Below are 26729 nucleotides of genomic sequence, written 5' to 3'. Positions count from 1 at the left end.
CATATGTTTACGATGGTACAAAAACTTTGGCTTACAGTAGTATGTGCAGTATGTGTAACAGTGTCCTTTCTTTATTTCGTATCTTTATACTCGTATGAAAAGTTATACGTTGATAATTTAAAAGCTTCGTTAGTAATGGAAGGAAAAAGTCTTGCTGCTCAATATGATAAGCGTGAAGGAATATCAACTTTTGAAGAGAAAGTAAGATCGTTTGATCAAATATCTAGTTCGGACGTTATTTTCGTATCTAATCCGCGTGATTTAAGCGCATGTTTGCCTTTTGATGTGCATCATCATTCTCTTATAAGTGAAGGAGATAGGCAAACGCTATTAGATGGGGAAACTGTGACAAAAATAGGATATGAAGAACATTTTGACCGTAATATTATGGGGGTTGTCATTCCTGTATTGGAAAATAAAAAATTAGTCGGAATTGTCTATTCGTATATTCCTTTAAAAAGTATAAAAGATTTAATCTATGATATGGGTCTTATTTTAGCACCGTTAGCAATTGCTATGATTTTAATTACGATATGGGTTGGAAGAAAAATTATAATTGCAATTACGAAGTCACTTTCGCAAATGGAGCGGGTTGCAAATCATTTGGCTACGGGAGATTTTTCGGAGCGGATTACAGTTTCTTCAGAGGATGAAATTGGACGATTAGGAAAAGCATTTAATAAAATGGCAAATTCATTAGAAACAGAAGATGTAAAGCGTAAGGAATTTTTAGCAAATGTTTCGCATGAACTTAGAACACCACTTAGTTATATAAAAGGGTATAGCGAGGCTATTTTAGATGGTGTTGCAAAGGGAGCTCAGCAGGAAAAAGTAACTCAGCTAATTCATAAAGAAGCAGGTCGTATGCAGCGTCTCGTTCATGACTTGTTAGACTTAGCACAATTAGAAGGTGAGCACTTTCCGTTAAAGAAGCAACCTATCGTTTTTTCACAGCTGATTGAAGACGTATTAGATACGTATGAGATTAAGTTTATAGAAAAAGAAATTCATATTTCAACCAATTTAAATCCAGAGGTCATTGTCATGATTGATGAGGATCGTATGCAACAAGTGCTTCATAATGTGTTAGATAATGCGATACGATATACAAATCAAAAAGGAAATATCGTTATAACTTTAGAGCAAATCGATGATTACTGTGAATTAAAAACAAAAGATACAGGAATTGGCATTGATATAGAGCATTTGGAGAATCTTGGGGAACGCTTTTACAGAGTTGATAAAGCGAGAAGTCGTCAACATGGTGGAACAGGTTTAGGCCTTGCTATTGTGAAACAAATTGTTCATATACATGGTGGACAGTGGAAAATTGAAAGTGAAAAAGATAAGGGAACAACGGTTATTATTAAACTGAATGTACAGGATGAGGGGGGCATGTTCTAATTTTCAGGGCATGTTCTTTATATTGAAGAAAATATTTATCCCGCTATTCGCTGGTCAGTAAGACCCTCACCTCAAAATTCAGCGGAAGCAAAGAAGTTAGGTGGAGGCACTGCTGCCCGTAAAAGCCCGATTGGTGAGGGCTAATAATCAGTGGGGGATGAACAAAACCCTCACTGATTAAAGTTTCACTTTATACGTAAAAATATAAATTAATATGTAATAAATATCGAAAATTTGACTATTTTATGAACAAAACATTTGTACTTCTTATCAATTCGGTCTAAAATAGTTATGATGCAAAGTTCTTATAAATCGTTTCAATTGTTGTTTGGAAGATACTGAGGTGATTTAACTGGAGTACAAATCTATTAAACCGAAAAAAATTTACGAAGAAGTATCTGAAGCTATTTTAACAATGATTAAAAATGGTACGTTAAAACCTGGTGACAAACTACTCCCTGTGCATCAATTAGCTGAGCAGTTTCAAGTTGGCAGATCTGCTGTTCGTGAAGCGCTAAGTGCGCTAAGAGCGATGGGCTTAATTGAGATGAAACAAGGAGAAGGTACATATGTGAAGAACTTCGATTCTTCTTCATTAACGAAATCATTAAACAATAGATTATTAATGAAGAAAGAAGATATTTTGAATTTATTAGAAGTACGAAAGGTGCTTGAAGTGGGGGCAGTTCGAGTAGCGGCGGCAAAACGTACGGAAGATAATTTACAAAATATGAAACATTGGTTAGATGAAATGGCAAAGAGCATTGGAGATGAAAAGGCTGGCGAAAAAGCCGATTTTCAATTTCATATGGGAATTGCAGAGTCTTCGCATAATAGCATTTTGCTTGAACTCATGAATCATGTTTCAGAGATGATTGCTGAAACGATTGGTGAATCAAGACGCATTATTTTATATGGTGAACAAACGACATCAGAACGACTTATAGAAGAGCATCAAGTTATATATGATGCGGTGTTAAAACAAGATGTAGAATTAGCGCAGCAAGCAATGCTAGATCACTTAACAAATGTAGAACATATTGTCACAGGTAAAAACGATATAAATTCGTAATTTAATCTTTTAAAAATTTAATTTTCTGATAAAATAGAGAAAGATTAAGTAAGCGTTTTCTTTAGAAGAGGGAGAGGATAGGCCATGGTTGAGCCTATTTCTTCTCTGCTAAGTCATCTGATGACCATATGTTTGTTGGTGAAGTTGTAAAAAGGGGGAGTAATAGTTATGAAAGTTACTTTATTTGTTACTTGTTTAGTCGATATGTTTGAAACAAATGTCGGCAAAGCAACGGTTGAAGTGTTGGAGCGTTTAGGTTGTGAAATTGAATTTCCAGAAGCGCAAGTTTGTTGTGGTCAGCCTGCTTATAATAGCGGCCATGTAGAAGCAGCAAAAGAAGCAATGAAACATATGATTGAAACTTTCGAAGATGCAGAATATATTGTTACGCCATCTGGTTCTTGTGCGACAATGTTTCATGAGTATCCACATGTTTTCAAAGATGATCCAAAGTGGGCTAAACGTGCACAAAAAGTTGCTGATAAAACTTATGAATTTACACAGTTTATTGTGGATGTTTTAAAGGTTACTGATGTTGGTGCAAGTTTACCAGGGGTCGCTACTATTCATAAATCATGTCATATGACACGTATGCTTGGAATAAAAGAAGCACCAGGAATTTTATTATCAAATGTAAAAGGATTAACTGTGAGAGATTTGCCAAACGTGCAAAATTGTTGCGGGTTTGGGGGAACGTTTTCAGTTAAGATGACTCCAATTTCTGAGCAAATGGTAGACGAAAAAGTAGATAGTGTAATGGAAACAGGTGCAGATTATTTAATCGGTGCAGATTGTGGGTGTTTGTTAAACATTGGCGGACGTATTGAGCGTTTAGGAAAAGAAGTAAAAGTAATGCATATTGCTGAGGTACTGAATAGTCGCTCATGAAGGGGGAACATAAGCTATGTCTATGAAAATCAGTGAGAAAAAATTTAATGATCGCGTTGGTGATGGAATTCAAGATTCGTTTATGCGCGGAGCAGTATCTTCTGCACAAACGCGTTTATATACGAATCGCTTAAAAGCCGCAGATGAACTAGGAAACTGGGAAGAGTGGCGTGAACTAGGTGAACAAATTCGTCAACATACGTTAGAAAATCTTGATTATTACTTAATGCAGTTAAGTGAAAATGTATCAAAAAGAGGCGGACACGTGTACTTTGCGAAAACGAAAGAGGAAGCAGCAAAGTATATTCAAGACGTTGCAAAAAAGAAGCAGGCAAAAAAGGTAGTAAAATCAAAGTCGATGGTAACAGAAGAAATTAGTATGAACCATGCGCTTGAAGAGATTGGCTGTGAAGTGTTAGAGAGTGACTTAGGAGAGTATATCTTGCAAGTAGATAACGATCCACCTTCACATATTATTGCACCTGCACTTCATAAAAATAGAACGCAAATTCGCGATGTATTTAAAGAAAAGCTAGGCTATGAAAATTCTGATGACCCGTATGAAATGACAAAGTTTGTTCGTAAACAACTTCGTGAGAAATTTATGGATGCAGAAATTGGTGTAACTGGTTGTAACTTTGCTGTTGCAAATACTGGCTCTCTTTGTTTAGTAACGAATGAAGGTAATGCAGATCTTGTTATGTCAATTCCTAAAACACAAATAGCGGTAATGGGTATGGAACGTATGGTTCCGACAATGGAAGAATTAGATGTTTTAGTTGGTTTACTATGTCGTAGTGCAGTAGGTCAAAAATTAACAAGTTATGTAACAGTAGCGGGGCCAATTCAAGAAGAGGAAGTTGATGGACCTGAAGAATTTCATTTAGTTGTTGTTGATAATGGTCGCTCTCAAATTCTTGGATCTGAATTCCGTTCAGTATTACAATGTATTCGTTGCGCTGCTTGTGTTAATGTATGTCCTGTATATCGTCACGTTGGTGGACATTCATATGGATCGATTTACTCAGGACCAATCGGTGCGGTATTAACACCGCTTCTAGGTGGATATGATGATTACAAAGAGCTTCCTTATGCATCTAGTTTATGCGGAGCATGTACAGAAGCTTGTCCAGTAAAAATTCCATTGCATGATTTATTATTAAAACATCGTCAAGTCATCGTTGAGCAAGAAGGTCGTGCACCACTTGCAGAAAAACTGGCTATGAAAATGTTTAGTATGGGTGCTTCTTCAGCTGCTTTATATAAAATGGGTTCAAAAATGGCACCAGCGGCAATGAGTCCATTTACATCTGATAATCGTGTATCAAAAGGTGTTGGACCACTTAAAAACTGGACGGATATTCGTGAATTCCCAGCTCCAAGTAAAGAACGATTCCGTGATTGGTATAAAGATCATAAGAAAGGCGGGGATAAATAATGGCAGGATTAATTCAAAACCGTGATGCCTTTCTAGATAACATTGCAAAAGAACTTGGGCGCGCGCGTAAAACAGAAGGCGTAGAGCGTCCAGTATGGAAAAGTAATGTGAATATAGAAACGTTAAAAGATTATTCACAAGAAGAATTACTAGAAGTGTTTAAAGAGCAATGTACAAACATTCATACAACTGTAGTAGAAACGACAAACGACCGTTTAGGTGAAGACCTTCAAAAAGTAATCATGGAAAACGGCGGGGGACCTATTTTATTATCAGCAGATGCGCGTTTTGATGCATATGGTTTAACATCTTTATTTAAAGAAGAACTTCCAAAGCGAGATGTTGAAGTAAATGTATGGGATCCAGAGAGAAAAGACGAAAATATGCGTTTAGCTGAAAAAGCGAATATTGGTATTGCATTTAGTGATTATACATTAGCTGAATCTGGTACAATTGTTGTACAAAGTCATAAAGGTCAAGGGCGTTCTTTACACTTTTTACCGACTGTATATTTTGCTATTATTCCACGTGAAACACTTGTGCCTCGTATTACACAAGCAGTTCAGGATATGAACTCACGCGTAGAAAATGGGGAGACAGCGGCATCTTGTATTAACTTTATTACAGGGCCAAGTAACTCGGCTGACATCGAGATGAATCTTGTTGTCGGAGTACATGGACCATTAAAAGCAGTTTATTTCATCGTATAAAAGAGGGGAAAGCAGGCCAGGAAATGGCCTGCTTTTTAGTAGAATAAAGGATAATATGAAGTAGAAGTTCTCTCCTTTTTTTGCTATGTTTTTTGGGAAAGGAGAGGAAGGGATGTTCACTTATTTATATGCACTGTTAGCAGGGATGGTGTTTGGTTCTTTTTTTATGCTAGTTGCGATGAGGGTTCCATTAGGTGCTTCTATTATTACCCCGCGTTCACATTGTGGTTATTGCAAATATGTGCTAAGGACAAAAGAACTAATCCCTATCATTTCATTTTATATACAAAGAAGCTGTTGTACGAATTGTAAGAGGAAAATTCCAATTATGTATGTAGCATTTGAATGTATAACAGGAGGTATATTTCTTCTTACAGTGTATATGATTGGAATAGAACGAGAGCTTATTATTATTTTATCCCTTTTTTCGCTACTTCTTATTATTTCAGTTACAGATTACTTATATATGTTAATTCCTGATTGTATTTTAATTTCGTTTGCCTTTTTACTCATTCTCGAAAGTGTTTTTGTACAATTAGTTACTTGGACAGATAGTATAGCTGGTAGTGGTGTTATATTTATTTTGTTATATTGCATGCAAAAGATATATCCAGAAGGGCTTGGCGGAGGAGATATAAAACTACTTTCGTTACTTGGATTTATAGTAGGAGTGAAAGGAGTTTTTATCGTTTTATTTTTAGCATCTTGTTTTAGTCTTTGTTTTTTCGGGATTGGTATCGGATTAAAACGTATAGAAGTACGAAAGCCAATTCCATTTGGTCCTTTTATTAGTCTCGGGGCAATATGTTATGTATTGGCCGCATATTCAAATTAGAGAGGGAATCGAAAATGAACGTATATATGGATGATCAAAGAAGTTGCCCGTTCGGGTATGTGCCCGCAACTACAGTAGAATGTGCTTTGCAAATGGTTCGGGATTATGATGTGAATATTCTTTCTCTTGATTTTAATATGGGATGGGGAGCGAAAAATGGACTAGATTTTGTAGAAGCTTTTTGTACAGAGGGGTTATATGTAAATGAAATTCACTTTCATACGAATGATGTTATCGGTATGCACAAGATGAAACAGAGAATGGATAAGGGAAAGGAAGAAGGAGAAATTACTCCTCACCTTGTTGTTAAATACGTGGGAAGCTAAAAACTCCAAAGTAAAACTTTGGAGTTTTTAATGCTTCATATGGGCTTGTAAAGGAATAATCTCTTCTTGTTGAGCTGTTGCGATTTCAGTTTCTTCCTGTTGAACTTCAGGCGTTTTCTTTGTTAAGTAGTGGTATACCATACCGACAAATACTGATCCGCCAATAATGTTACCAATTGTAACAGGAATTAAGTTATGAATAGCACCTGAAAAAGAAATTGTCTCAGGATGCGGTGAAACTAAAGATAAAGCAAAGAGTGATAAGTTTGCAATACTATGTTCGTAACCAGATAAGAAGAATGTGAAAACAAGTAGCATCATGACCATTATTTTTGCTGTGTCACCTTTAACCTGAGAAGGTAAGAAGCAAGCAAGACATACGAGCCAGTTACATAAAATGGCTTTAAAGAATAACTGCATTGTAGGTGTATTCATCTTTCCTTCAACGACTTTACTCATTAAGTGACCGTGATCAATTGCTTCAAAAATTCCAGTTGCGTAAAATAGTAAGGCAAAGAATAATGCGCCGGCTAAGTTACCTGCATAACAAGCAACCCAGTTACGAAGTGTATCAGAAATCGTTGTTTCTTTTCTTAAAGTTGCTACAGTAAAGTACATTGTGTTTCCAGTAAACAATTCAGCACCGCCATATATAATAAGTACGAGAGCAATCCCGAAAAACATAGAGGCAGATAAATAAGTTGCTGGTGAATCTGCAATGTGAAAAAAGTTACCTAATTTAAAACATAGTACAATAATAAAACCGATATAAATCCCCGCAAGTGCAGCACGAATGAAATATTGCATTGGGTTTGTATCTAGTATTTTCTTTTTGCTTTTAGCCAGTTTGACAACATAATCTAGTCCTTGTTCTAGCATGAGTAATACGCTCCTTTAGTAAATCTTCTATAAATACTCCTTATATGAATAAAGTACATGGAATTGTTCCTACTTTCAATGAGTTTGTGCAATGTTTCACAAAAAGGGCATACATACATTAAGAAAACGTTTACAAAAGGTAGTATAATGGAATTTTTTCTGGACATTGCGAGGAAGAAAGGAAAAAGAAAAAGCGCTGTAATTACAGCGCTTTTTCGTCTAAATTCTTTTCCACTTTTACTTCTACTTCTTTTGAGAAGAACCAACCACCAACTGCGATTCCGACTAATACAATCCAGAATGTAAGCTTCCACGGAGTGGATTCTGGGAATGAATGTGGAATTACATTTAATGCAGGGTGTGCTAACGTATAAACTGCTAGCTTCACACCAACCCAACCTACAATTAAGAATGCTGCAGTTTCAAGCCCTGGTTTACGTTTTAAGATTTGTACGAAAGCAGTTGCTGCAAATCGCATAATGATTAATCCGATAAGTCCACCTACAAAGATAACAACGAATTGCCCAGTATCCAGACTACCAATTGTACCTAGTCCTGTTTTTGGTAAAGTCATTGCTAGTGCAACAGCAGCTAAAATTGAATCAACTGCGAAGGCGATATCAGCAACCTCAACTTTAAATACAGTCCACCAAAAGTTCTCTTGTTTTTTCTTTGCTTCTTTTTCTTCTGTTTCTTCATCTGTATTCTTTTTAACATATGTTTTAAATAAGTGATTACCAGCGATAAACATAAGGTAGATGGCACCGATTGCTTGCACTTGCCATACATCGACTAAGAACGAAATCATAAATAACGATCCAAATCGGAAAACGAATGCCCCCGCTAATCCGTAAAATAGTGCTTTCTTTCGTTTTTCTTCTGGTAAATGTTTTACCATAATTGCAAGAACAAGAGCGTTATCAGCCGCTAAAATCCCTTCAAGTGCAATTAGGATGAGTAATACCCAACCATACTCCAATAATAATGATACATCCATGTACATTCTCCTCTCATCTCTATAACTTCTAAATAAGTGAAGAATTTCCCCACTATTTAGTTTCCCCATACTCCTGCCTATTAACTTTGGAAGAATCTGGAAATGAATGCAAAAAAGACCTCTGCCGTTAATAGGCAAAGGTCTTGCTAGACATATGTAATAAAAATGCCAACAAAGCCGGAAGAACTAAGTTCTACGTAATGACGACTTTGTTTCCAAGATATATTCTTGGACGCTACTCCCCTTTGGAGATATGTTATTGTATTCTCATTATATGGATAATTTATACGGTTGTCAACCTGTTAAAATATCTTCATTCGGATATTTTATTTTTCGGTTCTTTTTACGAGCAAATGAAAATGCCAATGTTAAAGGACCCATTTTCCCAAAAAACATCATAAAAATAATAATCGCTTTTCCAATTATAGTTAAGTGGGGTGTTAAGTTCATACTGAGGCCAACAGTCCCAAATGCTGAAAATACTTCGAAAGCACTCATCAATAGAGGAACTCGTTCAGTAATACTCAAAATTAAAATAGCAAAAAAGATAAATGAAATAGAAATAATAGTAATGGTTAATGATTTGACAATGAGAGTATCTTTAATGGATTTTTTAAATACGACAATATCTTCTTGTTCTTGTAAAAATTTAAATACGCCAAAAAATATGATTAAAAATGTTGTTAACTTAATCCCCCCACCCGTTGAAGCACTACCAGCACCAATAAACATAAGTAGCATCATTAATAGCAGGGAAGGTTTTGACAATGTAGAAATATCAACTGTATTAAACCCGGCAGTTCGCGTTGAAATTGCTTGGAAATAAGAGGCCATTCCTTCTTCAAATGGGGTAAAACCTCTCATAGAAAGAGAGTTATGGAACTCGAATATAAAAATAAAAAGGGTAGCAATAATGTTGATGATTAGAGTAGAAGAGAGCATAAGTTTTGAATGTAGTGTAAGGTTTTTAAAGTTTTTCTTTCTTTTTATGTCTACGATCACTGTAAAACCAATTCCACCTAAAATGATGAGAGAGGAAATGACGAAATTGACAATAATGCTATGAGAATGGGACATTAAATTATCGCTCCACACAGAAAAACCAGCATTGTTAAAGGCTGAGATTGAATGGAAAAAACTATAATAGATCCCTTTGGTAACCCCGTATTTTGGTACCCACTCAAAAGAAAGAATTAAAGTAGCGATACATTCGACTGTAAAAGAGAATAAAAATAATGCTTTGGCAAGACGGATGACGCCGCCTATATTCGTTTGATTTAATGCTTGTTGTAATAAAATACGGTTTTGAAGACCGATTTTTCTGCCGAGCATAATCGCAATTAAGACAGCAAAGCTCATAATACCAAGTCCGCCAACTTGTATAAGCGTTAAAATGACACATTGTCCAAACAAAGTAAATACTTTTCCAGTGTCCACAACACCAAGCCCTGTAACCGTACAGGCAGAAACTGTTGTAAATAAAGCATCGAGCCATGAAATAGACGTTGTTGTAGCGATTGGAAGCTTTAATAAGCATGTACCTATAATTGATAACATGATAAAAGACAAAGTAAGAACGCGGGGAGGACTCATACGAATGTTAATCCGTTTCATGTTATATATCGTTCCTTTCTGTTTGCTCTTACTAGTATGTGAAAAAGTCCGATTATGTATGTGAAAAATAGAAAGAGGCAGAGAATATCTGCCTCTAAGCCATATGTTATATTATTATCCACGTAATTGTTGTTGAGCTAAAGAAACAAGACGTTTTGTTACTTCACCGCCAACTGATCCGTTAGAACGAGATGCTGTATTAGACCCTAAGCTTACGCCGAATTCTTGTGCAATTTCATATTTAAATTGATCAAGTGCTTGTTCAGCACCTGGAACTAGTAATTTGTTTGTTTTTGCCATGATGATACACATCCTTATGAGTAATCCAGTCCAGATAAGTACTTATCTGAATTGGTACTGTTATTTTATGTGGAACCGGCGTGCTCATACGCGGAAGTAATCGGTGTGATTAGAAGTTATTGGATAGAAAAAAGAGTAGCAAATTTGCTACTCTTTTTTTAGTATTGTCGCTGTACCTTCCACGACAATATCATCCGATTGATTATATATATTTGTTTGCAACGTAATGATTTTTTTATCGTCACGCTTCTTAATAACCTCTGCCACAACGCGAAGTGTATCACCGATTTTGACAGGGGCACGGAATGAAACATTTTGGGATAAATAAATCGTATTTTTGCCTGGGAGTTTCGTTCCAAGGATGGTAGAAATAAAACTCGAAACGAGCATACCATGGGCAATGCGTTCTTTAAACATTGTCGTTTTTGCAAAAGAGTCTAAAATGTGAATAGGATTCACATCCCCAGTCAATTTTGCAAAATTGATAACATCTTCATCTGTAATTGTTTTTGTAAGGGATGCTTGATCACCGACTTGAATCTCATCATAACGAAGCTCCGGGACGGTTTGTGCTTCTTGAAATGGATTCATTTTGTCCTCCTTCTTTTCCATATCGAAAAATGCCAGCCATCTTGATGTAGTAGGAGGAAGAAAGAGTTTTGTTTGTGCTGCAGTTAGCTCCCACATTTTTCTTACTTGATGGAAGTAAATAGATTTTTTGAGTTTTCCTCGAACTTTTTTGCGAGTTCCAACTGTTTTGACTTGAACTCTTCCAAAAAACCTTCTAACTGTTTTTGAGCCTCTTCACGTTGTAATTGTTGTTGCTCAATAAATTGTTTTGTTGTTTCTTCAAATTGACCGCTTGTTTGTGTAAGAATTGACAAAGATGTTTTTGTAGGAGAAACAGTAAGTTGATGCATATGAGCAGAAAGTTCCTTCCATTTGTCCTGCCACTCGTTAATTTGATCATTTAAGGAGTTTCCAGTTAATTGTTTCACGTAATCTGTATATTGGTTGTTGAACTGAGCAGTGAGTTGTTGTAGTTCTTTTTCTAGTTCATCTACTCCTGATGTTAATTTATGCAAAGCGTCTTGTTGTTGTTTTAATGTTTCTAAAGTAAGCTGCTCTAATTGTTTCCCAGCTGAAGAGAAAAGGGAAAGTGATTGAGACCAGTTTTTCCAAAATGCATCGACTAATTCGTATGGTTTAGTTTCCATTATTTGACCCCCAAATGTTTTTTTGCATATTGTGAACGCAGATTACTCTGCTGTACCACCAGGTGAAGATGAAGAATCCTTTTCATCCTTTTCTGGAGAAGTAGAAAATGGAAAGAATGCATTGGTGTATAACGTGAAAAACGTTCGCAACATATTTTGATAATGTTCAAAAGAAGTCGCACATGTTGTTAAATATTGCTCTCCATATTCAGTTAAAGAATAAATTCTTTTTGCCGGCCCTCCATCGCTTGTATCCCAAGTAGAAGAAATAAGGTTTTCTTTTTCTAATTTGCGTAGTGTTCTATAAACATTACCTTGGTCAACAGAAGAAAAGCCGATATCCATTAGCATTTGAATAAGTTTGTAACCATGAAGACTCCAGTCTTTTAGACATAGAAGTAAGAAGGGAACTAAGAAGTTTTTTGGCATGGAGTTTGGTTGTTTCGCTTGGTTGCTCTCCAAACTTTCGCGTTGTTCTGGTTCATTTTGTAGCATGATTGTGCATCACCTCATGAATCAGTTAGATGGAATTTTTTGCTTATAAGTGCAATTTACACCTATCTGTTTTTAAAGTCAACACATTTGTTAGAAAATAGAAAAAAATAAAATATAGACTTGAAGTTTTATTCAGAATATTAGAAAATAGCGAATAGGTTGAATTGTTTCAAAAACGAAAAAAGGAGTGTAGGTAAAGTGATTGATCAAAAATTCGATCCACTACAAGCATGGAAAAATGCTTATGAACAAACCGAAACATTTTGGGGAAAAGCGCTCAATGAAACAATTAAAACAGAAGAATATTCTGCTTGGATGGGCAGCGTTCTAGATTTGAATTTGTTTTATCAAAAAGCATTAAATGATACGACAAAAACCTAGTTAGAACAAGTAAATGTGCCGACGAAAGAGGATATCGCAAGAGTGGCTACGCTTGTTATTAACTTAGAAAATAAAGTAGATAACATTGAGGAGTTTCTAGAGGAGAAAGTCGATTCTTTAGGACAAGCTCCTACATTAAAGCGTGATGTGACGAAAGTGAAACAAGATATTCGTACGCTTGAAACAAAAGTAGATCAAATTTTAGAATTGCTAGAAAAGCAAAATGCAGTACTAGCTAAACTACAAGTACCTGTAAAAGAAGAGGTAAAGCCTGCGAATAAGCCAGAAAATAAAAAATGATAAAAGCGCTTGTTTATAACAGATAAAAGAGAGAGGGAGAATCTCTTTTCACGTATAAACAGCGAAACATAATTATATATGGACTCTATAGTATGAGTACCAAAATGATTCATAACAATCGTTCACAAATTCATTTAAGGGGGAAAAGAAATGGTTCAATTAAATGGAAAAGTAGCAATCGTAACAGGTGGAGCAAAAGGAATTGGAAAAGCAATTACAGTAGCATTAGCACAAGAGGGAGCGAAAGTAGTTATTAACTATAATAGCAGTAAAGAAGCAGCTGAAAATTTAGTAAATGAATTAGGAAAAGACGGACATGATGTTTATGCAGTGCAAGCGGATGTTTCTAAAGTAGAAGATGCAAACCGACTTGTAGAAGAAGCTGTGAATCATTTTGGTAAAGTTGATATTCTTGTTAATAATGCTGGTATTACAAGAGATCGTACATTCAAAAAGTTAAATCGTGAAGATTGGGAGCGCGTAATTGACGTGAATTTAAGTAGCGTATTTAATACGACAAGCGCTGTTCTTCCATACATAACAGAAGCGGAAGAAGGAAGAATTATTAGCATTTCTTCTATTATTGGTCAAGCAGGTGGATTTGGCCAAACAAACTACTCAGCAGCAAAAGCAGGTATGCTAGGATTTACAAAATCGTTAGCGTTAGAACTTGCAAAAACAAATGTCACTGTAAACGCTATTTGCCCAGGATTTATTGATACTGAAATGGTAGCAGAAGTACCAGAAGAAGTACGTCAAAAAATCGTTGCAAAAATCCCGAAAAAACGTTTTGGTCAAGCTGATGAAATTGCAAAAGGTGTAGTATACCTATGCCGTGACGGTGCGTATATCACAGGTCAACAATTAAACATTAACGGCGGATTATATATGTAATGAAGCAAGAAAAAAGTGCATATCCATAGCAGGAATGCACTTCTTTTTTTTAGAAGGAAATCGACCAAAAAGGAGATAGAAAAATGACTACATTCGCAACAGAATGGGAAAAGCAATTAGAGCTATACCCAGAAGAGTACCGAAAAGCATACCGCCGAGTGAAAAGGGCGAGTGAAATTTTATTACGTGAACCAGAGCCGCAAGTAGGATTAACGCCGAAAGAGGTTATTTGGACGAAGAATAAGACGAAGCTTTATCGCTACATTCCAAAACAAGAAAAAACACAAAGAGTTCCAATTCTGTTAATATATGCTCTTATTAATAAACCATATATTATGGATTTAACTCCTGGAAATAGTTTAGTGGAATATCTAGTGGATCGTGGTTTTGATGTGTATATGCTTGATTGGGGCACATTTGGTTTAGAAGATAGTCATTTGAAATTTGATGATTTCGTGTTTGATTATATTGCAAAAGCCGTAAAAAAAGTAATGCGAACTGCGAAATCGGACGAGATTTCTTTACTTGGTTATTGCATGGGTGGAACGCTAACTTCTATTTATGCAGCGCTTCATCCGCACATGCCAATTCGTAACCTAATCTTTATGACAAGTCCTTTTGATTTCTCTGAAACAGGATTGTATGGTCCTTTATTAGATGAGAAATACTTCAATTTAGATAAAGCGGTTGATACATTTGGAAATATTCCGCCAGAAATGATTGATTTCGGAAACAAAATGTTAAAGCCAATTACGAACTTTGTTGGTCCATATGTTGCTTTAGTAGATCGTTCAGAGAATGAACGCTTCGTCGAAAGCTGGAGATTGGTTCAAAAGTGGGTTGGTGATGGTATTCCGTTCCCAGGTGAATCATACAGACAGTGGATTCGTGATTTTTATCAAAATAATAAATTGGTTAAGGGTGAACTCGTTATTCGCGGACAAAAGGTAGACCTTGCAAATATTAAGGCGAATGTCTTAAATATTTCTGGGAAACGTGATCATATCGCTTTGCCATGTCAAGTAGAAGCATTGCTAGATCATATTTCTAGCAATGATAAACAATATGTATGTTTACCGACAGGACATATGTCTATCGTTTACGGTGGAACAGCTGTAAAACAAACATATCCGACGATTGGAAATTGGCTTGAAGAGCGTTCTAATTAAAGATAAAAAATCCAACTAGCCTATGTTAGTTGGATTTTTTTATGAAAAATAACAAAACATAGAAAGGAGAAATTTATATTTTAGGAGTATAATTATGAAACTTATGATGGGTAAGTTGTTTTGGAATACAGGAGTTTCTGTACCTTGTTATCCACTGTTAGAAAATGATATGATATGTGATGTGCTCGTAGTCGGAAGCGGCGAAGCCGGTGCTCATATAGCGCATTCGTTAGCGAAAATTGGCATGAGTGTTACACTTATTGAAAAAAGAGCCATTGCATGTGGTAGCACAGCTGCTAATACAGGTTTACTACAATTTCTTCATGATAAATCGTTAACCTCTCTTATCCATACATTTGGTAAAGAAAAAGGGGTGCGAGCATATAAGCTTTGTTATGAAGCGTTAAGAACAATGGAAGCGGTAATACCGACTCTTGATATTAATCCCCATTTTATTCTGCGAAATAGTTTATATTATGCAAGTAAAAGTGAGGATGTCTCATTTTTACAAGAGGAGTACAATACGTTACAGAATTATGGATTTCCTGTTGAGTATTTTACAGCATCTGATATTAAGGAGCGTTATCCTTTTATAAAACGAGCGGCATTATATACACACGGTGATGCTGAGGTAAATCCGTATTTATTAGCACATAGTCTTTTGCATAAAGCAAACCAAATGGGAGCTAATATATATGAACATACAGAGGCAATACATATAAAAAAACGCAAAAATGATTTAATTTGTTACACGAAAACAGGGAATCAAATTGTAGCAAAGAATATTATTATGGCGACAGGTTATGAAGCGCTTTTTGGAAAGAAAGAAAAAAATACAACAGTAGACACCTCTTATGCAATTGTAACAAATGAAATAGATCAGTTTGAACTGGCATGAGCGATCGTTAATTTGGGAAACGGCACGGCCCTACTTATATTTTCGAACGTATCAAAACCGCATTATTGTAGGCGGATTAGATGAAGCGATGCAAATTCAAACAATCGGTGATACGAAATTATTGCATAAGCGTGATATCCTTATTAATATTGTAAAAGAGATGTTCCCGCAGTATAAAAATATACAGGCAGACTACTATTGGGCAGCTGTATTTGGTGGTACTCATGATGGTCTTCCCATTTTAAAAGAAGATGAAAAGATACATAATTTATTTTACGCATTGCCGTATGGAGGTAATGGAACTGTATATGGAATGGTCTTTGCCAAATTATTTGAGCAGTTATTTACAAATAAAGAAAGTAAAGATTTTTCTTTATTTAATCGATAGAAAAAAGGTAGCGAAGTGATGGAATGAGAGATATAAAAAAGTTTTTACAAAAATTACGTCCTGTACAACTCATCGTTTTGTTTTATTTATTAGCGGTAGTTGTATCGGTGATATTGCTTAGTTTCCCGTTTGTTACGAAGCCCGGTGTGAAATGGACATTTATAGATGCTCTTTTTACATCGGTTAGTGCGGTAAGTGTTACGGGGCTGTCTGTTATTACGATTCCAGATACGTTTACTACTGCAGGAATTATTGTTTTAGCTCTTATTTTACAATTAGGCGGCTTAGGAATTATGGCGCTTGGTACATTTGTTTGGATCATTACGGGGAAAAAGATTGGTTTGCAAAGAAGAAGATTAATTATGGCAGATCATAATCAAGGGAATTTATCGGGTCTCGTAGAATTGATGCGTTCTATTTTAATTGTAATTATTTCGATAGAACTTATTGGAGCAATCTTATTAGGTACAAGATTTTTACTTTACTTTCCGACTTGGCAAGAAGCTTATTTTCACGGTTTCTTTGCAGCTGTTAGTGCGACTACGAACGGCGGATTTGATTTAACAGGACAGTCATTAATTCCGTATAAAAAAGATTATATTGTTCAAATGATTCATATGTTACTAATTATTTTAGGAGCGATTGGTTTCCCTGTGCTAATGGAAGTAAAGCAATTTCTTAGTAAAAGGCGACAACAATTATTCCGTTTTTCATTATTTACAAAATTGACGACAACAACATTTTTCGTACTCGTTGTTGTGGGTACAATTATGATTTTTTTACTGGAGAGAAATCATTTTTTAGTAGGAAAATCATGGCATGAAACTGTATTTTATACATTATTTCAATCTGTGACGACGCGAAGTGGTGGACTTGCAACAATGGATATACGTGAATTATCACAACCGACGCTTTTATTTATGAGTATATTAATGTTTATAGGGGCATCTCCAAGTTCGGTTGGGGGCGGAATACGTACAACTACATTTGTTGTTAGTATATTGTCACTATACACCTTTGCAAGGGGCGGTAGAACAGTTAGAGTCTTCAAACGTCAGCTACATGAAGAGGATGTACTGAAAGCATCTGTCGTTATGACGATGGGGATTTTGTTATGTGCTACTGCGCTATTCATTTTATCTATTACGGAAAATGTACCGCTTATGAGCTTAATTGTTGAAGTTTGTTCTGCTTTCGGAACGACGGGACTATCAACAGGTGTTACGCCTGATTTAACAACTGTTGGGAAACTTGTACTTATTGTGCTTATGTTTATCGGACGCGTTGGTATTTTAACATTTATTTTAGCTAGTGGTGGAAGGGAACAACCACCTCGCTATAAATACCCGAAAGAGCGGATTATTATTGGATAGTATGAAACCATTCTACCTACGTTAGGTAGAATGGTTTTTTAGTCGTTAATGCCAAATTGTGGATGCATAAAAGCTTCATTTTTATTATCCACTTCGTTTTTTAGTAACTCTTGATTTTCTTCTGAAATCCACCCAATATCATTTGTCGGATGGATCCACTCATCGCCAGCCATAATGGCAGGATCTACTTCATCACTCCAATTGTTAAGCGGACTGTTCTCGGAATTATATTTACTGTCTCCAATTACAACATTATATTGATTCACAAAAGGTTGTTGCATCGTTTTTCCTGTTCCTTTAAAAGATGGAAAATTCATTTGATGCGGGAGCGTTTCGTCTAAAATGGGTGATTGAATCTTTTCTTTTTTCTTCAAAATTATCGCTCCTTTTTATAATGATTTCTTCATATGTAGTATTTCCATCTAACGCCTCTTATGTACTTGTTAACACTTGCCAGTAATAATTATTTTAAGTTGTTTCAAACTAGAGTAGAAAGTGATTTCTTGAGAGCAGGTGAATGTATTGGTAAAAAGAAAAGTGAAACAAAATGCGGCAATCAATAATAATAAAACTCCGAAAGAAAGCTTACCAGATGCAGAATTTGCATTAGAGTATGAAGGAGAAAATAGCGCAAAGTATGCGAATCGTAATTCAAAAAAAGGGAAACAAAAATGAGGCGTTTTTTACAAACGCCTCATTTTTTTGTGGGATTATAAAGGTTTTTTTAATTATTTGTAAATTTAGTGTTTTCTATTAGCGGAAAAATGCGAAAAAACATAGAAGTAGCAACGTATTACACAAAAACAAACAACAAACAAAAGATTAATGTTGGTTTAATACTGCTTTTACACTAGTTGTTTATATTTGAGTTGTACATAAGATTTGTAAAAGGAGAGAGAAACAGTGAAAAAAACAATCTTTAAAGCTGTAGCGACTGGAATGGTATTTTCGTTATTAATGGGGTGTGGTGCAAAGAAGGAAGAAAGTGCTGGAGCGAAAGTGAAAGATGACAAATTATCTGGATCATTAACTGTTTACACAGCAATTGAAGAAGAACTTGTACCAATTTATCTTGATTCCTTTAAAAAGAAATATCCTGATGTGAAATTGAACATTGTACGTGATTCAACAGGAGTTATTACTGCGAAATTGCTAGCTGAAGGGAAAAATACACAAGCAGATGTTGTATGGGGAACTGCGGCATCAAGTCTATTAGCTTTAGATAAAAAAGATATGTTAAAAGGATACTCTCCAAAAGGAGCAGATCGTGTTCTTCCACAATTTAAAGATGATAAGCAACCTGAAAAATGGGTAGGAAATACTGCATTTATGACGGGGATTGCTGTAAATAAAGAAGAGTTAAAGAAGAAAAATTTACCGATGCCAGAATCATATGAAGATTTAACGAAACCAGAGTATAAAGGAACACTTGTTATGCCACATCCAGCATCATCTGGAACAGGATTTTTAACAGTTTCTGCATGGCTACAAATCATGGGTGAAGATAAAGGCTGGGATTACATGAAGAAACTTCATGATAATATGGCAAGTTATACGCATTCAGGATCAAAACCAGCGAAATTAGCAGGAGCGGGTGAATATCCAGTTGGCGTATCAATGGTTTATAGTGCTTTGAAAGAGAAACAAAAAGGTGCACCAGTTGAAGTTGTATTGCCGAAAGAAGGATTAGGTTGGGAAGTAGAAGCGAACGCACTTATTAAAAAAGATAATGCAAAAAATGAAAAATTAGCGCAAGCATTTTTAGATTGGGCGATTACTGATGATGTAATGAAGTTATACTTCGAGAAAAATGGATTTGCGACAATTAAAAATGATTATAAACTTCCAGATGGATTCCCTAAAGATGTAACAGAAAAGTTATACAAAAAGAATGACTTTAAGTGGGCAGCAGAAAATCGTGACAAAATTTTAGAAAAATGGGAAAAAGAGTTTGGCCAAAAAGCAGAACCGAAAAAGTAAGTGAGTGGGAGAGAGAAAAAATGAGCGAATATTTATCAATTCAACACATTCAAAAACAGTTTGATGCATTTACAGCGTTAAAAGATATTTCTTTTACTGTGAACAAAAATGAGTTTGTATGTTTATTAGGCCCAAGTGGTTGTGGGAAAACGACATTGCTTCGAATTTTAGCAGGTCTAGAAGAGGCAACAACAGGTAGTATAGCTGTGAATGGAAAAGATATTACAGCATTACCTCCTGGAAAGAGAAACTTCGGAATGGTGTTCCAATCGTATGCATTATTTCCGAATTTAACAGCACTTGAAAATATTGAATACGGCTTAAAGACAAAAAAATATGGAAAAGCAGAAGTAAAAGAGAAAGCGCTAGAGGCGTTAAAACTTGTAGATTTACTGAATGTAAAAGATAAATATCCTGCTCAAATGTCTGGTGGACAACAGCAGCGAGTGGCACTTGCACGTGCGCTCGCTCTGTCTCCAGATATTTTGTTACTTGATGAGCCGTTATCTGCTTTAGATGCGAAAGTACGTGAAAAGTTACGTAGAGAAATGCGTGATTTGCAAGAGAAAGTAGGAGTAACAACTATTATGGTCACGCATGATCAAGAAGAGGCATTAACGATGGCTGATAAAATTGTTGTAATGAATCATGCGGAAATTATGCAGATTGGAACACCAGAGGAGATTTATCAAAGACCAGCCAATCCGTTTGTGGCAGATTTTATTGGTTCTATTAATTTCTTTTCGAAAAATAACGAAGAGCATGCAATTCGTCCTGAACATGTAACAATTGTACAAAAGGACGGTATTAAAACAGTTGTGGAAAGTATGGAGTTTCGTGGATCTGTATATCGGACGGAAGTGCGAGTCGTAGAAGAAAACACATACCTTTATAATGAGAAAATTGTAGTGGATATATTAGCATCAGAAGTAGAAGTAGCTGATATTAGAAAAGGAAAGCCGATTCAAATCTCTTTCTCAGAAAATCATATGTTGTCATATGGAAAGAAGGTCATTGTATAGATGGAGATGTTAGAAAACTACAAGGTAGAAAGTGCGAAAAAAAAGATTAAGAGAAGTATAGGGAAAGAGGAATGGATCCAAAGGCTTGTAATTATCGGTATGATTCTTTCCTTCCTTATCATACTTGTATTACCACTATTACAACTATTTACACAAGCTTTTTATAATAAAGATGGAGTTTTCATTGGTTTAGCGAATTTCAGTAAATATTTCACAACGCCGACTTTAGTTCAGTCTTTACAAAATACGGTATGGATTTCGGGCGCAACAACAATTATTTCAGTTTCAATTGCATTCGTTTACGCATATGCGATTGCCCGTACGAATGTTTTGGGAAAGCGTGTATTTCAGTATGTAGCGTTATTACCATTGTTTGCACCAACGATGATGCACGGTATAGCACTTACATATTTATTTGGTAATCAAGGGCTAGTAACGAAAGGAATGTTTGGGTTATTTGAAGGTATACAAATCCCTTTATATGGACCAGTAGGAATTGTAATAGCTGAAGTTATGTATACATTTCCGCAAGCCTTTCTCATATTACTAATTGCCTTTCAAGGATCCGATTATCGTTTATATGAAGCTTCTAATATGCTAGGGGCGAGTAAAACAAAACAATTTTTCACGGTTACTTTACCTAGTGTAAAGTACGGATTAATTAGTGCAATGTTTGTTGTGTTTACACTTAGTTTCACTGATTTTGGGGCACCAAAAATTGTTGGTGGACAATATAATGTGCTTGCTACTGACGTATACAAACAAGTAATTGGACAGCAAAATATGTCGATGGGTGCAACAGTTGGAATGATTTTATTAATCCCAGCTATATTCGCATTTGCAGTTGATCGTATTACGCAAAGAAAGCAGGCGAATTTCTTATCTTCAAAAGCAGTACCATACAGAATAATAGCTAATAAGAAAAGAGATGTCATCTCATTCATATACTGTAGTGTGATTACATTTATGATCATTTTGTTATTTGTGGCAGTTGGTATTGCTGCAAGTGTGAAAGTATGGCCATATAATATGAGTTTTACATTTGAGCATTTTAATTTTTCGAGTTTAACAGGAGATGGACTTGAAGCATTTAAAAATAGCGTAATTGTTTCAGCAGTTACAGCAGTTATTGGGGCGATTTTAACATTTGTATTTGCATATGCAATTGAGAAAATAGACCAGCTACAATTCTTCCGAAAAACAGGTTACTTTTTCTCTATCGTTCCTTTAGCCATACCAGGTTTAGTACTCGGATTAGGATATGTCTTTTTCTTTAGTCAACCAACGATTCAAATTTTGGGACTATCAGTAACGAACCCGTTTCATTCTTTATACGGAACAATCGCTGTGTTAGTACTAGTAAATATCATTCATTTTTATTCTGTAACATTTGTCACGGCAACGACTGCTTTAAAGAAATTAGATCGAGAGTTTGAGCTTGTTTCGCAGTCGATGGGTATTCCGTTTTATAAAACATTCTTTAGAGTAACGGTACCAATGTGTTTACCAGCAATTTTAGAAATGGTAATGTACTACTTCGTAAATTCAATGGTAACTGTATCGGCAGTTGTATTCCTATATGCAGCTGATTTTAAACTAGCTGCCGTATCAATCGTAAATATGGATGATGCAGGAAATGTGGCGCCAGCAGCTGCAATGAGTGTGCTTATTGTTGTTACAAATATTGTAGTAAGAGTTGTATATGAATGGGGAACGAAAGCACTTCGTAACCGAACTTCACAATGGCAAAAAAGATAAGTAAGAAAGGTGATGGACAGAATGAAAATTGAAGCAGTTATTTTTGATTGGGCAGGGACAACAGTTGATTACGGATGTTTTGCACCACTAGAAGTATTCATGGAGATTTTTCATAAACGGGGTGTAGCAATTACAGCAGAAGAAGCTCGTAAGCCAATGGGGTTATTAAAAATAGATCATGTAAGGGCACTTACTGAGATGCCTCGTATTGCGAGTGAGTGGAATCGTGTTTTCCGACAATTACCAACAGAAGCAGACATTCAGGAGATGTATGAAGAATTTGAAGAGTTTCTCTTCGCTATTTTACCGCGCTATGCTTCGCCGATTAATGGAGTAAAAGAAGTGATTGCTTCTTTACGTGAAAGAGGAATTAAAATTGGTTCAACGACTGGTTATACGAGAGAAATGATGGATATTGTAGCAAAGGAAGCAGCGTTACAAGGATATAAACCTGATTTTCTTGTTACGCCAGATGATGTTCCAGCAGGCCGTCCATATCCATGGATGTGCTATAAAAATGCAATGGAACTTGGTGTGTATCCGATGAACCATATGATAAAAGTTGGGGACACAGTATCAGATATGAAAGAAGGTAGAAATGCTGGAATGTGGACAGTGGGTGTAATTCTTGGCAGTAGCGAGCTCGGTTTAACGGAAGAGGAAGTGGAGAATATGGATTCGGTAGAACTTCGTGAAAAAATAGAAGTAGTTCGCAATCGTTTCGTTGAAAATGGGGCGCACTTTACGATAGAAACGATGCAGGAACTCGAAAGCGTAATGGAACATATCGAGAAACAAGAACTTATTATTTCATAAAAGGGGAATAGGATCATGACTGAAAATCACTACTTATTATTAACACCAGGACCATTAACGACAACAAAATCAGTAAAAGAAGTTATGCTATACGATTGGTGTACGTGGGATGATGAATATAATACGATGGTGCAAGAAGTAAGAGCTAAACTTGTATCGTTAGCGACGAAGGAAGAAGAGAAATATACAACAGTGTTAATGCAAGGAAGCGGTACGTTTTCAGTTGAAGCAGTAATTGGTTCTGTTATTCCGGCAAATGGGAAGCTTCTCGTTTGTACAAATGGTGCGTACGGTAAGCGCATTGTGCAAATGGCAGAGATGTTACAGATTGATGTAGTGGTCAGTCAAACAGAAGAGTGGGAACCTACTAATATTGTAGAAGTAGAGAAGTTATTGCAAGAAGATAAAGAGATTACGCATATTGCAGTTGTTCATTGCGAAACGACGACAGGCATTATAAATCCAATTGTAGATGTATGTAAATTAGGAAAACAGTATGGAAAGGTTACAATTGTTGATGCGATGAGTAGTTTCGGCGGGATTGAAATAGACATTGCTGATTTACAAATTGATTTTTTAATTAGTAGTGCGAATAAGTGTATTCAAGGGGTTCCTGGATTCGGATTTGTAATCGCAAAACGTGATGAATTATTGAAGTGTAAAGGGCAAGGACGCTCTTTATCTCTTGATTTATATGATCAATGGGAAACGATGGAAAAACAAAATGGGAAATGGCGTTTTACTTCACCTACACATGTTGTACATGCTTTTTATCAAGCACTACTTGAACTAGAAAAAGAGGGAGGAGTAAGAGCGCGTTACAATCGATATTACAACAATCAAAAACTACTAGTAAATAGAATGGGAGAAATCGGATTTAAGCCACTAGTAGATGAGGAATATCAATCTCCTATTATTACATCTTTCATTTATCCAAAAGAGGGATTCGAGTTTCAACAGTTATATAACGAATTAAAGCGTTATGGATTTGTTATTTACCCTGGAAAAATTTCGAAAGTAGATACGTTCCGCATTGGAAATATCGGTGATGTACATGAAGAAGATATTAATCGCTTAGTTGATAGTATTGCTAAAGGAGCTGTTATTGGGTGAAAGTATTTTGCTTAGGTGGAGCAGGTAAAATTTGTCGCGAAGCTATTTTGGATTTAGTTCAATTTTCATCTTTTGAGACAATTACAGTAGCTGATTTTAACGAGGTAGAGGGCCGTAAAGTAGTAGAATGGCTCAACGACCCTCGTGTTGATTTTGTAAAAGTAGATGTAAAGAATCACGAGGATACGGTTGCAAAAATGATTGGTTATGACATTGTAATGGACGGTACGACGATAAAGTTAAACAGATTGTCGACCCGCTGTATTGCAGAAGCAGGCTGTCACGGTGTGAACTTAAATGGATTTGGTGAAGAAAATGAATCGCATGCTATATTTGTTGAAAATGAAAAGATATGTTTACCTGGATTTGGCATGACGCCAGGTGTAACGCAAATGATGGCAATGCATGCAGCAAATCAATTGGATACTGTAGAGTCTGTCCGTGTAAGTCACGGTTCGTATCGTCCGATTGCTTTTTCTGCATCAATTACAGAGACAACGACATATGAATATGATCCATATTTACCATCGCGTACAGTGTATGAAGATGGTGAATTTAAGCAAGTACCTCCGTTTGCGCGTCCGAGAGAAATAGAATTGCCAGAGCCTTATGGTAAGGCAACGCAGTATATCATTCCGCATTCTGAAACGATTACGCTAGCAAAGGCATTAGAAAATAAAGGTGTCAAACTGATAGAGACGAGAGGAACTTGGCCACAGCAAAATATGCAACTTGTACGTGCTTTATATGATTACGGCATATTGCGTAATGATCAGATTGAAATAAACGGGAAAGAAATAGGCATTATGGATTGTATTTCACAGTATTTATTGCAATCGAAAGAAGGGCAAGAAACAGAGCTTTATGGTTATGCACTTCATGTAGAAGTAATAGGTATGAAAAATAATGAGAAGCAAAGACATGTGTTATATCATACACATCCGTTATCTGATGGTTCTGTTGTAGGATGGGAAAAATTAAGAGCGTATACGAGAAACGTCGGTATTCCATTTGGGATTGCTGCAGAGTTAATTGCAAATGGAAATGTAAATAGGGTGGGTGTTGTTACGCCTGAAGAAGCCTTTGAAAATCCACAATTGATTTTTGATGAGCTAGCAAAGCGCGGTATTCATATTCATGAAGAAGTTTCTACTTATAAAGAAAATTATAGCTTTGTATAAGTAAGGAAGTTTATAAGGGAGATATAAATGAGGTGAAGCTATGTCTGTAGTAGGAGAAGAAAGAAAGCGAACCATTCTTGAAAAGGTAGAATTTAAAGGGAAAGTAAAGGTTTCAGAATTAGCGAGAGAATTTGCTGTATCAACAGAAACGATTCGTCGATATTTAGAAGAATTAGATCGTGAAAAGAAGCTGAAAAAAGTGTATGGTGGAGCTGTTCAACTTCCAGGCGCTGGAGTAGAGGCACCAATGTTAGAAAGAGAAATGCTACATATAGAAGAGAAGAAAAGAATTGGTTATAAAGCAGCGACATTTGTAGAAGACGGTGATGTCATTGCAATTGATGATGGAAGTACACCGCTTCAAATGGTTCCATACCTTGTTCATCGTAAAAACTTAACGATTGTAACAAGTTCATTTCCAGTCGCAACACAATTAATTTCTTCTATTAATAAAAAGATGTTTCACGGTGAAGTTTTATTTATAGGTGGAAAAGTATCTCCAAAGCATTCGCGTGTATCAGGGTCTATTTCTCAGCAAGTCATACAGCAATTTCATTTTCATAAAGCGTTCGTTTCGATTGATGGGTTATTACCTAGTTTTGGAGTTTCCAGCTTTGAATTAGAGAAAGCGAAATTGTCAGAGGCGATGATGAAATTAGCTGAGAAAACATATATTTTATGTGATCATACGAAGGTAGGAGTGAAAGGGAATTATCGTATAGCAGCAATTTCGCGTATTCAACACGTAATTTGTGATAAAAAAATGCCATATAGCTTTGAAGAAGAACTTAAGAAGCATAATATTCAGTGGACAGTTTGTTAAATACAGTGAAAGCACATAAACTCCCGCCTAATTTTTAGGTGGGAGTTTTATTATCTGTAAATCGTAAAATAAAAGATTTGCAGTTATGCAAAAAGTGGACACATTTTCTCACCTCTTTCATATAATTTACCAATACAAAAAAAGTTGGTCGAAGGAAAGAAGGGAGAACATGTCAGAACGAATATATAATAAACTTGTATTGTACGCGAATATTTTGCAAAAAATCGGTGTCATCAATGAGAAGGAAAAAAGTGAAATTCTTCATACGATAGGTAAAAAAGCCCTTTGAATAAAGGGCTTTTTTATTTTTTTATCTTTAAAAATATAAATTTAATGTAATATTCTCATTGACAATGATAATGATATTCATGTGCGCCCATACGGGCATTTAGAGATTCAACTCTAGCAAAGTTGTAGGCTCAGGTCTCACAAAAGCCTATCATCAACCAACTTATCCA

Annotated in this window: 26 protein-coding genes, 2 pseudogenes and 1 riboswitch; of the genes and pseudogenes, 20 read left to right on the top strand and 8 right to left on the bottom strand. The window is 35.8% G+C overall.

Annotated features, from left to right (window positions below; translation table 11 throughout):
* The first annotated feature begins 3 nt into the window (after nt 1-3).
* From MR169_RS18555 to MR169_RS18525, 7 genes are all read left to right on the top strand, one after another.
* Nucleotides 4-1404, top strand: a complete 1401-nt coding sequence (locus tag MR169_RS18555; protein ID WP_242319811.1) for a sensor histidine kinase — start codon at nt 4-6, stop codon at nt 1402-1404.
* A gap of 382 nt (nt 1405-1786) precedes the next feature.
* A complete protein-coding gene (locus MR169_RS18550; protein WP_254904472.1) occupies nt 1787-2476 on the top strand; it encodes a FadR/GntR family transcriptional regulator in 690 nt (229 codons plus the stop codon).
* 168 nt (nt 2477-2644) lie between these two features.
* Nucleotides 2645-3364, top strand: a complete 720-nt coding sequence (locus tag MR169_RS18545; RefSeq protein ID WP_000869150.1) for a (Fe-S)-binding protein — start codon at nt 2645-2647, stop codon at nt 3362-3364.
* 16 nt (nt 3365-3380) lie between these two features.
* Nucleotides 3381-4802: a LutB/LldF family L-lactate oxidation iron-sulfur protein gene (locus MR169_RS18540; protein WP_242319810.1), complete on the top strand. Its 1422-nt coding sequence runs from the start codon at nt 3381-3383 to the stop codon at nt 4800-4802.
* On the top strand, nt 4802-5512 hold the full coding sequence (locus MR169_RS18535; RefSeq protein WP_242319809.1) for a LutC/YkgG family protein: 711 nt from the start codon (nt 4802-4804) through the stop codon (nt 5510-5512). Before MR169_RS18540 ends, MR169_RS18535 begins: the two co-directional genes overlap by 1 nt.
* Before the next feature lie 112 nt (nt 5513-5624).
* Nucleotides 5625-6347: a prepilin peptidase gene (locus MR169_RS18530; RefSeq protein ID WP_242319808.1), complete on the top strand. Its 723-nt coding sequence runs from the start codon at nt 5625-5627 to the stop codon at nt 6345-6347.
* A 14-nt stretch (nt 6348-6361) separates the two neighbouring features.
* A complete protein-coding gene (locus tag MR169_RS18525; protein WP_001103761.1) occupies nt 6362-6673 on the top strand; it encodes a cyclic-phosphate processing receiver domain-containing protein in 312 nt (103 codons plus the stop codon).
* 27 nt (nt 6674-6700) lie between these two features.
* On the opposite strand, the gene MR169_RS18520 is transcribed toward MR169_RS18525, so the two are convergent.
* The 7 genes from MR169_RS18520 to phaQ form a co-directional block, all read right to left on the bottom strand.
* Nucleotides 6701-7552, bottom strand: coding sequence for a formate/nitrite transporter family protein (locus tag MR169_RS18520; protein WP_000893029.1), 852 nt, complete (start codon nt 7550-7552; stop codon nt 6701-6703).
* Between the two features lie 202 nt (nt 7553-7754).
* Nucleotides 7755-8549 (bottom strand): TerC family protein, encoded by a 795-nt coding sequence (locus MR169_RS18515; RefSeq protein WP_000383326.1) that lies wholly within the window; start codon nt 8547-8549, stop codon nt 7755-7757.
* Between the two features lie 82 nt (nt 8550-8631).
* Nucleotides 8632-8805, bottom strand: a riboswitch (yybP-ykoY riboswitch).
* A gap of 38 nt (nt 8806-8843) precedes the next feature.
* Nucleotides 8844-10163 (bottom strand): TrkH family potassium uptake protein, encoded by a 1320-nt coding sequence (locus MR169_RS18510; protein ID WP_000822339.1) that lies wholly within the window; start codon nt 10161-10163, stop codon nt 8844-8846.
* Between the two features lie 114 nt (nt 10164-10277).
* Nucleotides 10278-10463, bottom strand: coding sequence for an alpha/beta-type small acid-soluble spore protein (locus tag MR169_RS18505; protein ID WP_001140707.1), 186 nt, complete (start codon nt 10461-10463; stop codon nt 10278-10280).
* 147 nt (nt 10464-10610) lie between these two features.
* Nucleotides 10611-11054, bottom strand: a complete 444-nt coding sequence (locus MR169_RS18500) for a MaoC family dehydratase (RefSeq protein ID WP_001067916.1) — start codon at nt 11052-11054, stop codon at nt 10611-10613.
* A gap of 101 nt (nt 11055-11155) precedes the next feature.
* Nucleotides 11156-11680: a polyhydroxyalkanoic acid inclusion protein PhaP gene (gene phaP / locus MR169_RS18495; RefSeq protein ID WP_000448594.1), complete on the bottom strand. Its 525-nt coding sequence runs from the start codon at nt 11678-11680 to the stop codon at nt 11156-11158.
* Between the two features lie 42 nt (nt 11681-11722).
* A complete protein-coding gene (gene phaQ, locus MR169_RS18490) occupies nt 11723-12175 on the bottom strand; it encodes a poly-beta-hydroxybutyrate-responsive repressor (RefSeq protein WP_000939955.1) in 453 nt (150 codons plus the stop codon).
* Nucleotides 12176-12373: 198 nt separating this feature from the next.
* Between phaQ and phaR the strand changes: the two are divergent.
* The 5 genes and pseudogenes from phaR to MR169_RS18465 all read left to right on the top strand — a co-directional run bounded on the left by phaR (nt 12374) and on the right by MR169_RS18465 (nt 17578).
* Nucleotides 12374-12856 (top strand): annotated as a pseudogene (phaR, locus tag MR169_RS18485) (polyhydroxyalkanoic acid synthase subunit PhaR).
* Between the two features lie 150 nt (nt 12857-13006).
* A complete protein-coding gene (locus MR169_RS18480; RefSeq protein WP_000250407.1) occupies nt 13007-13750 on the top strand; it encodes an acetoacetyl-CoA reductase in 744 nt (247 codons plus the stop codon).
* 83 nt (nt 13751-13833) lie between these two features.
* On the top strand, nt 13834-14919 hold the full coding sequence (gene phaC / locus MR169_RS18475) for a class III poly(R)-hydroxyalkanoic acid synthase subunit PhaC (RefSeq protein ID WP_000206333.1): 1086 nt from the start codon (nt 13834-13836) through the stop codon (nt 14917-14919).
* 94 nt (nt 14920-15013) lie between these two features.
* A pseudogene (locus MR169_RS18470) lies at nt 15014-16205 on the top strand (NAD(P)/FAD-dependent oxidoreductase).
* 23 nt (nt 16206-16228) lie between these two features.
* Nucleotides 16229-17578 carry a TrkH family potassium uptake protein gene (locus MR169_RS18465; RefSeq protein ID WP_242319807.1) on the top strand — a complete coding sequence of 450 codons (1350 nt, stop codon included), beginning with the start codon at nt 16229-16231 and terminating at the stop codon, nt 17576-17578.
* Nucleotides 17579-17616: 38 nt separating this feature from the next.
* Here MR169_RS18465 and MR169_RS18460 read toward each other — a convergent pair whose 3' ends face one another.
* Nucleotides 17617-17952, bottom strand: coding sequence for a DUF3905 domain-containing protein (locus tag MR169_RS18460; protein WP_000726028.1), 336 nt, complete (start codon nt 17950-17952; stop codon nt 17617-17619).
* Nucleotides 17953-18100: 148 nt separating this feature from the next.
* Between MR169_RS18460 and MR169_RS18455 the strand changes: the two genes are divergently transcribed.
* The 8 genes from MR169_RS18455 (at nt 18101) to MR169_RS18420 (ending at nt 26271) form a co-directional block, all read left to right on the top strand.
* Complete coding sequence (locus tag MR169_RS18455; RefSeq protein ID WP_000240799.1) at nt 18101-18253, top strand: hypothetical protein; 153 nt, start codon at nt 18101-18103, stop codon at nt 18251-18253.
* Between the two features lie 228 nt (nt 18254-18481).
* Nucleotides 18482-19558, top strand: a complete 1077-nt coding sequence (locus MR169_RS18450) for a putative 2-aminoethylphosphonate ABC transporter substrate-binding protein (protein WP_000750895.1) — start codon at nt 18482-18484, stop codon at nt 19556-19558.
* A 20-nt stretch (nt 19559-19578) separates the two neighbouring features.
* A complete protein-coding gene (locus MR169_RS18445; RefSeq protein WP_000006191.1) occupies nt 19579-20580 on the top strand; it encodes a putative 2-aminoethylphosphonate ABC transporter ATP-binding protein in 1002 nt (333 codons plus the stop codon).
* Nucleotides 20581-22338, top strand: a complete 1758-nt coding sequence (locus MR169_RS18440; protein WP_141533197.1) for a putative 2-aminoethylphosphonate ABC transporter permease subunit — start codon at nt 20581-20583, stop codon at nt 22336-22338. It abuts the gene before it with no gap.
* Nucleotides 22339-22359: 21 nt separating this feature from the next.
* A complete protein-coding gene (gene phnX, locus MR169_RS18435) occupies nt 22360-23154 on the top strand; it encodes a phosphonoacetaldehyde hydrolase (RefSeq protein WP_098616842.1) in 795 nt (264 codons plus the stop codon).
* A 15-nt stretch (nt 23155-23169) separates the two neighbouring features.
* On the top strand, nt 23170-24267 hold the full coding sequence (phnW, locus tag MR169_RS18430; protein ID WP_000138231.1) for a 2-aminoethylphosphonate--pyruvate transaminase: 1098 nt from the start codon (nt 23170-23172) through the stop codon (nt 24265-24267).
* Nucleotides 24264-25448, top strand: coding sequence for a saccharopine dehydrogenase family protein (locus tag MR169_RS18425; protein ID WP_016117450.1), 1185 nt, complete (start codon nt 24264-24266; stop codon nt 25446-25448). The genes phnW and MR169_RS18425 overlap by 4 nt, the downstream gene beginning before the upstream one ends.
* 40 nt (nt 25449-25488) lie before the next feature.
* Nucleotides 25489-26271 carry a DeoR/GlpR family DNA-binding transcription regulator gene (locus MR169_RS18420; protein ID WP_000117667.1) on the top strand — a complete coding sequence of 261 codons (783 nt, stop codon included), beginning with the start codon at nt 25489-25491 and terminating at the stop codon, nt 26269-26271.
* The last annotated feature ends 458 nt before the right edge of the window (nt 26272-26729 follow it).

Origin of the sequence: Bacillus cereus group sp. BfR-BA-01349, assembly GCF_022663795.1 — a bacterium.
GTDB lineage: Bacteria > Bacillota > Bacilli > Bacillales > Bacillaceae_G > Bacillus_A > Bacillus_A cereus.
Note: the sequence above shows the minus strand (reverse complement) of the source record. Positions and strands in the feature narration are given on the sequence as shown.

Excerpts from the sequence above, each read along its gene's own strand:
- MR169_RS18555 (WP_242319811.1), top strand. The coding sequence starts at position 4 with ATGTTTACGATGGTACAAAAACTTTGGCTTACAGTAGTATGTGCAGTA.
- MR169_RS18545 (WP_000869150.1), top strand. The coding sequence starts at position 2,645 with ATGAAAGTTACTTTATTTGTTACTTGTTTAGTCGATATGTTTGAAACA.
- MR169_RS18540 (WP_242319810.1), top strand. The coding sequence starts at position 3,381 with ATGTCTATGAAAATCAGTGAGAAAAAATTTAATGATCGCGTTGGTGAT.
- MR169_RS18535 (WP_242319809.1), top strand. The coding sequence starts at position 4,802 with ATGGCAGGATTAATTCAAAACCGTGATGCCTTTCTAGATAACATTGCA.
- MR169_RS18530 (WP_242319808.1), top strand. The coding sequence starts at position 5,625 with ATGTTCACTTATTTATATGCACTGTTAGCAGGGATGGTGTTTGGTTCT.
- MR169_RS18525 (WP_001103761.1), top strand. The coding sequence starts at position 6,362 with ATGAACGTATATATGGATGATCAAAGAAGTTGCCCGTTCGGGTATGTG.
- MR169_RS18520 (WP_000893029.1), bottom strand. The coding sequence starts at position 7,552 with ATGCTAGAACAAGGACTAGATTATGTTGTCAAACTGGCTAAAAGCAAA.
- MR169_RS18515 (WP_000383326.1), bottom strand. The coding sequence starts at position 8,549 with ATGGATGTATCATTATTATTGGAGTATGGTTGGGTATTACTCATCCTA.
- MR169_RS18510 (WP_000822339.1), bottom strand. The coding sequence starts at position 10,163 with ATGAAACGGATTAACATTCGTATGAGTCCTCCCCGCGTTCTTACTTTG.
- MR169_RS18505 (WP_001140707.1), bottom strand. The coding sequence starts at position 10,463 with ATGGCAAAAACAAACAAATTACTAGTTCCAGGTGCTGAACAAGCACTT.
- MR169_RS18500 (WP_001067916.1), bottom strand. The coding sequence starts at position 11,054 with ATGAATCCATTTCAAGAAGCACAAACCGTCCCGGAGCTTCGTTATGAT.
- phaP (WP_000448594.1), bottom strand. The coding sequence starts at position 11,680 with ATGGAAACTAAACCATACGAATTAGTCGATGCATTTTGGAAAAACTGG.
- phaQ (WP_000939955.1), bottom strand. The coding sequence starts at position 12,175 with ATGCTACAAAATGAACCAGAACAACGCGAAAGTTTGGAGAGCAACCAA.
- MR169_RS18480 (WP_000250407.1), top strand. The coding sequence starts at position 13,007 with ATGGTTCAATTAAATGGAAAAGTAGCAATCGTAACAGGTGGAGCAAAA.
- phaC (WP_000206333.1), top strand. The coding sequence starts at position 13,834 with ATGACTACATTCGCAACAGAATGGGAAAAGCAATTAGAGCTATACCCA.
- MR169_RS18465 (WP_242319807.1), top strand. The coding sequence starts at position 16,229 with ATGAGAGATATAAAAAAGTTTTTACAAAAATTACGTCCTGTACAACTC.
- MR169_RS18445 (WP_000006191.1), top strand. The coding sequence starts at position 19,579 with ATGAGCGAATATTTATCAATTCAACACATTCAAAAACAGTTTGATGCA.
- MR169_RS18440 (WP_141533197.1), top strand. The coding sequence starts at position 20,581 with ATGGAGATGTTAGAAAACTACAAGGTAGAAAGTGCGAAAAAAAAGATT.
- phnX (WP_098616842.1), top strand. The coding sequence starts at position 22,360 with ATGAAAATTGAAGCAGTTATTTTTGATTGGGCAGGGACAACAGTTGAT.
- phnW (WP_000138231.1), top strand. The coding sequence starts at position 23,170 with ATGACTGAAAATCACTACTTATTATTAACACCAGGACCATTAACGACA.
- MR169_RS18420 (WP_000117667.1), top strand. The coding sequence starts at position 25,489 with ATGTCTGTAGTAGGAGAAGAAAGAAAGCGAACCATTCTTGAAAAGGTA.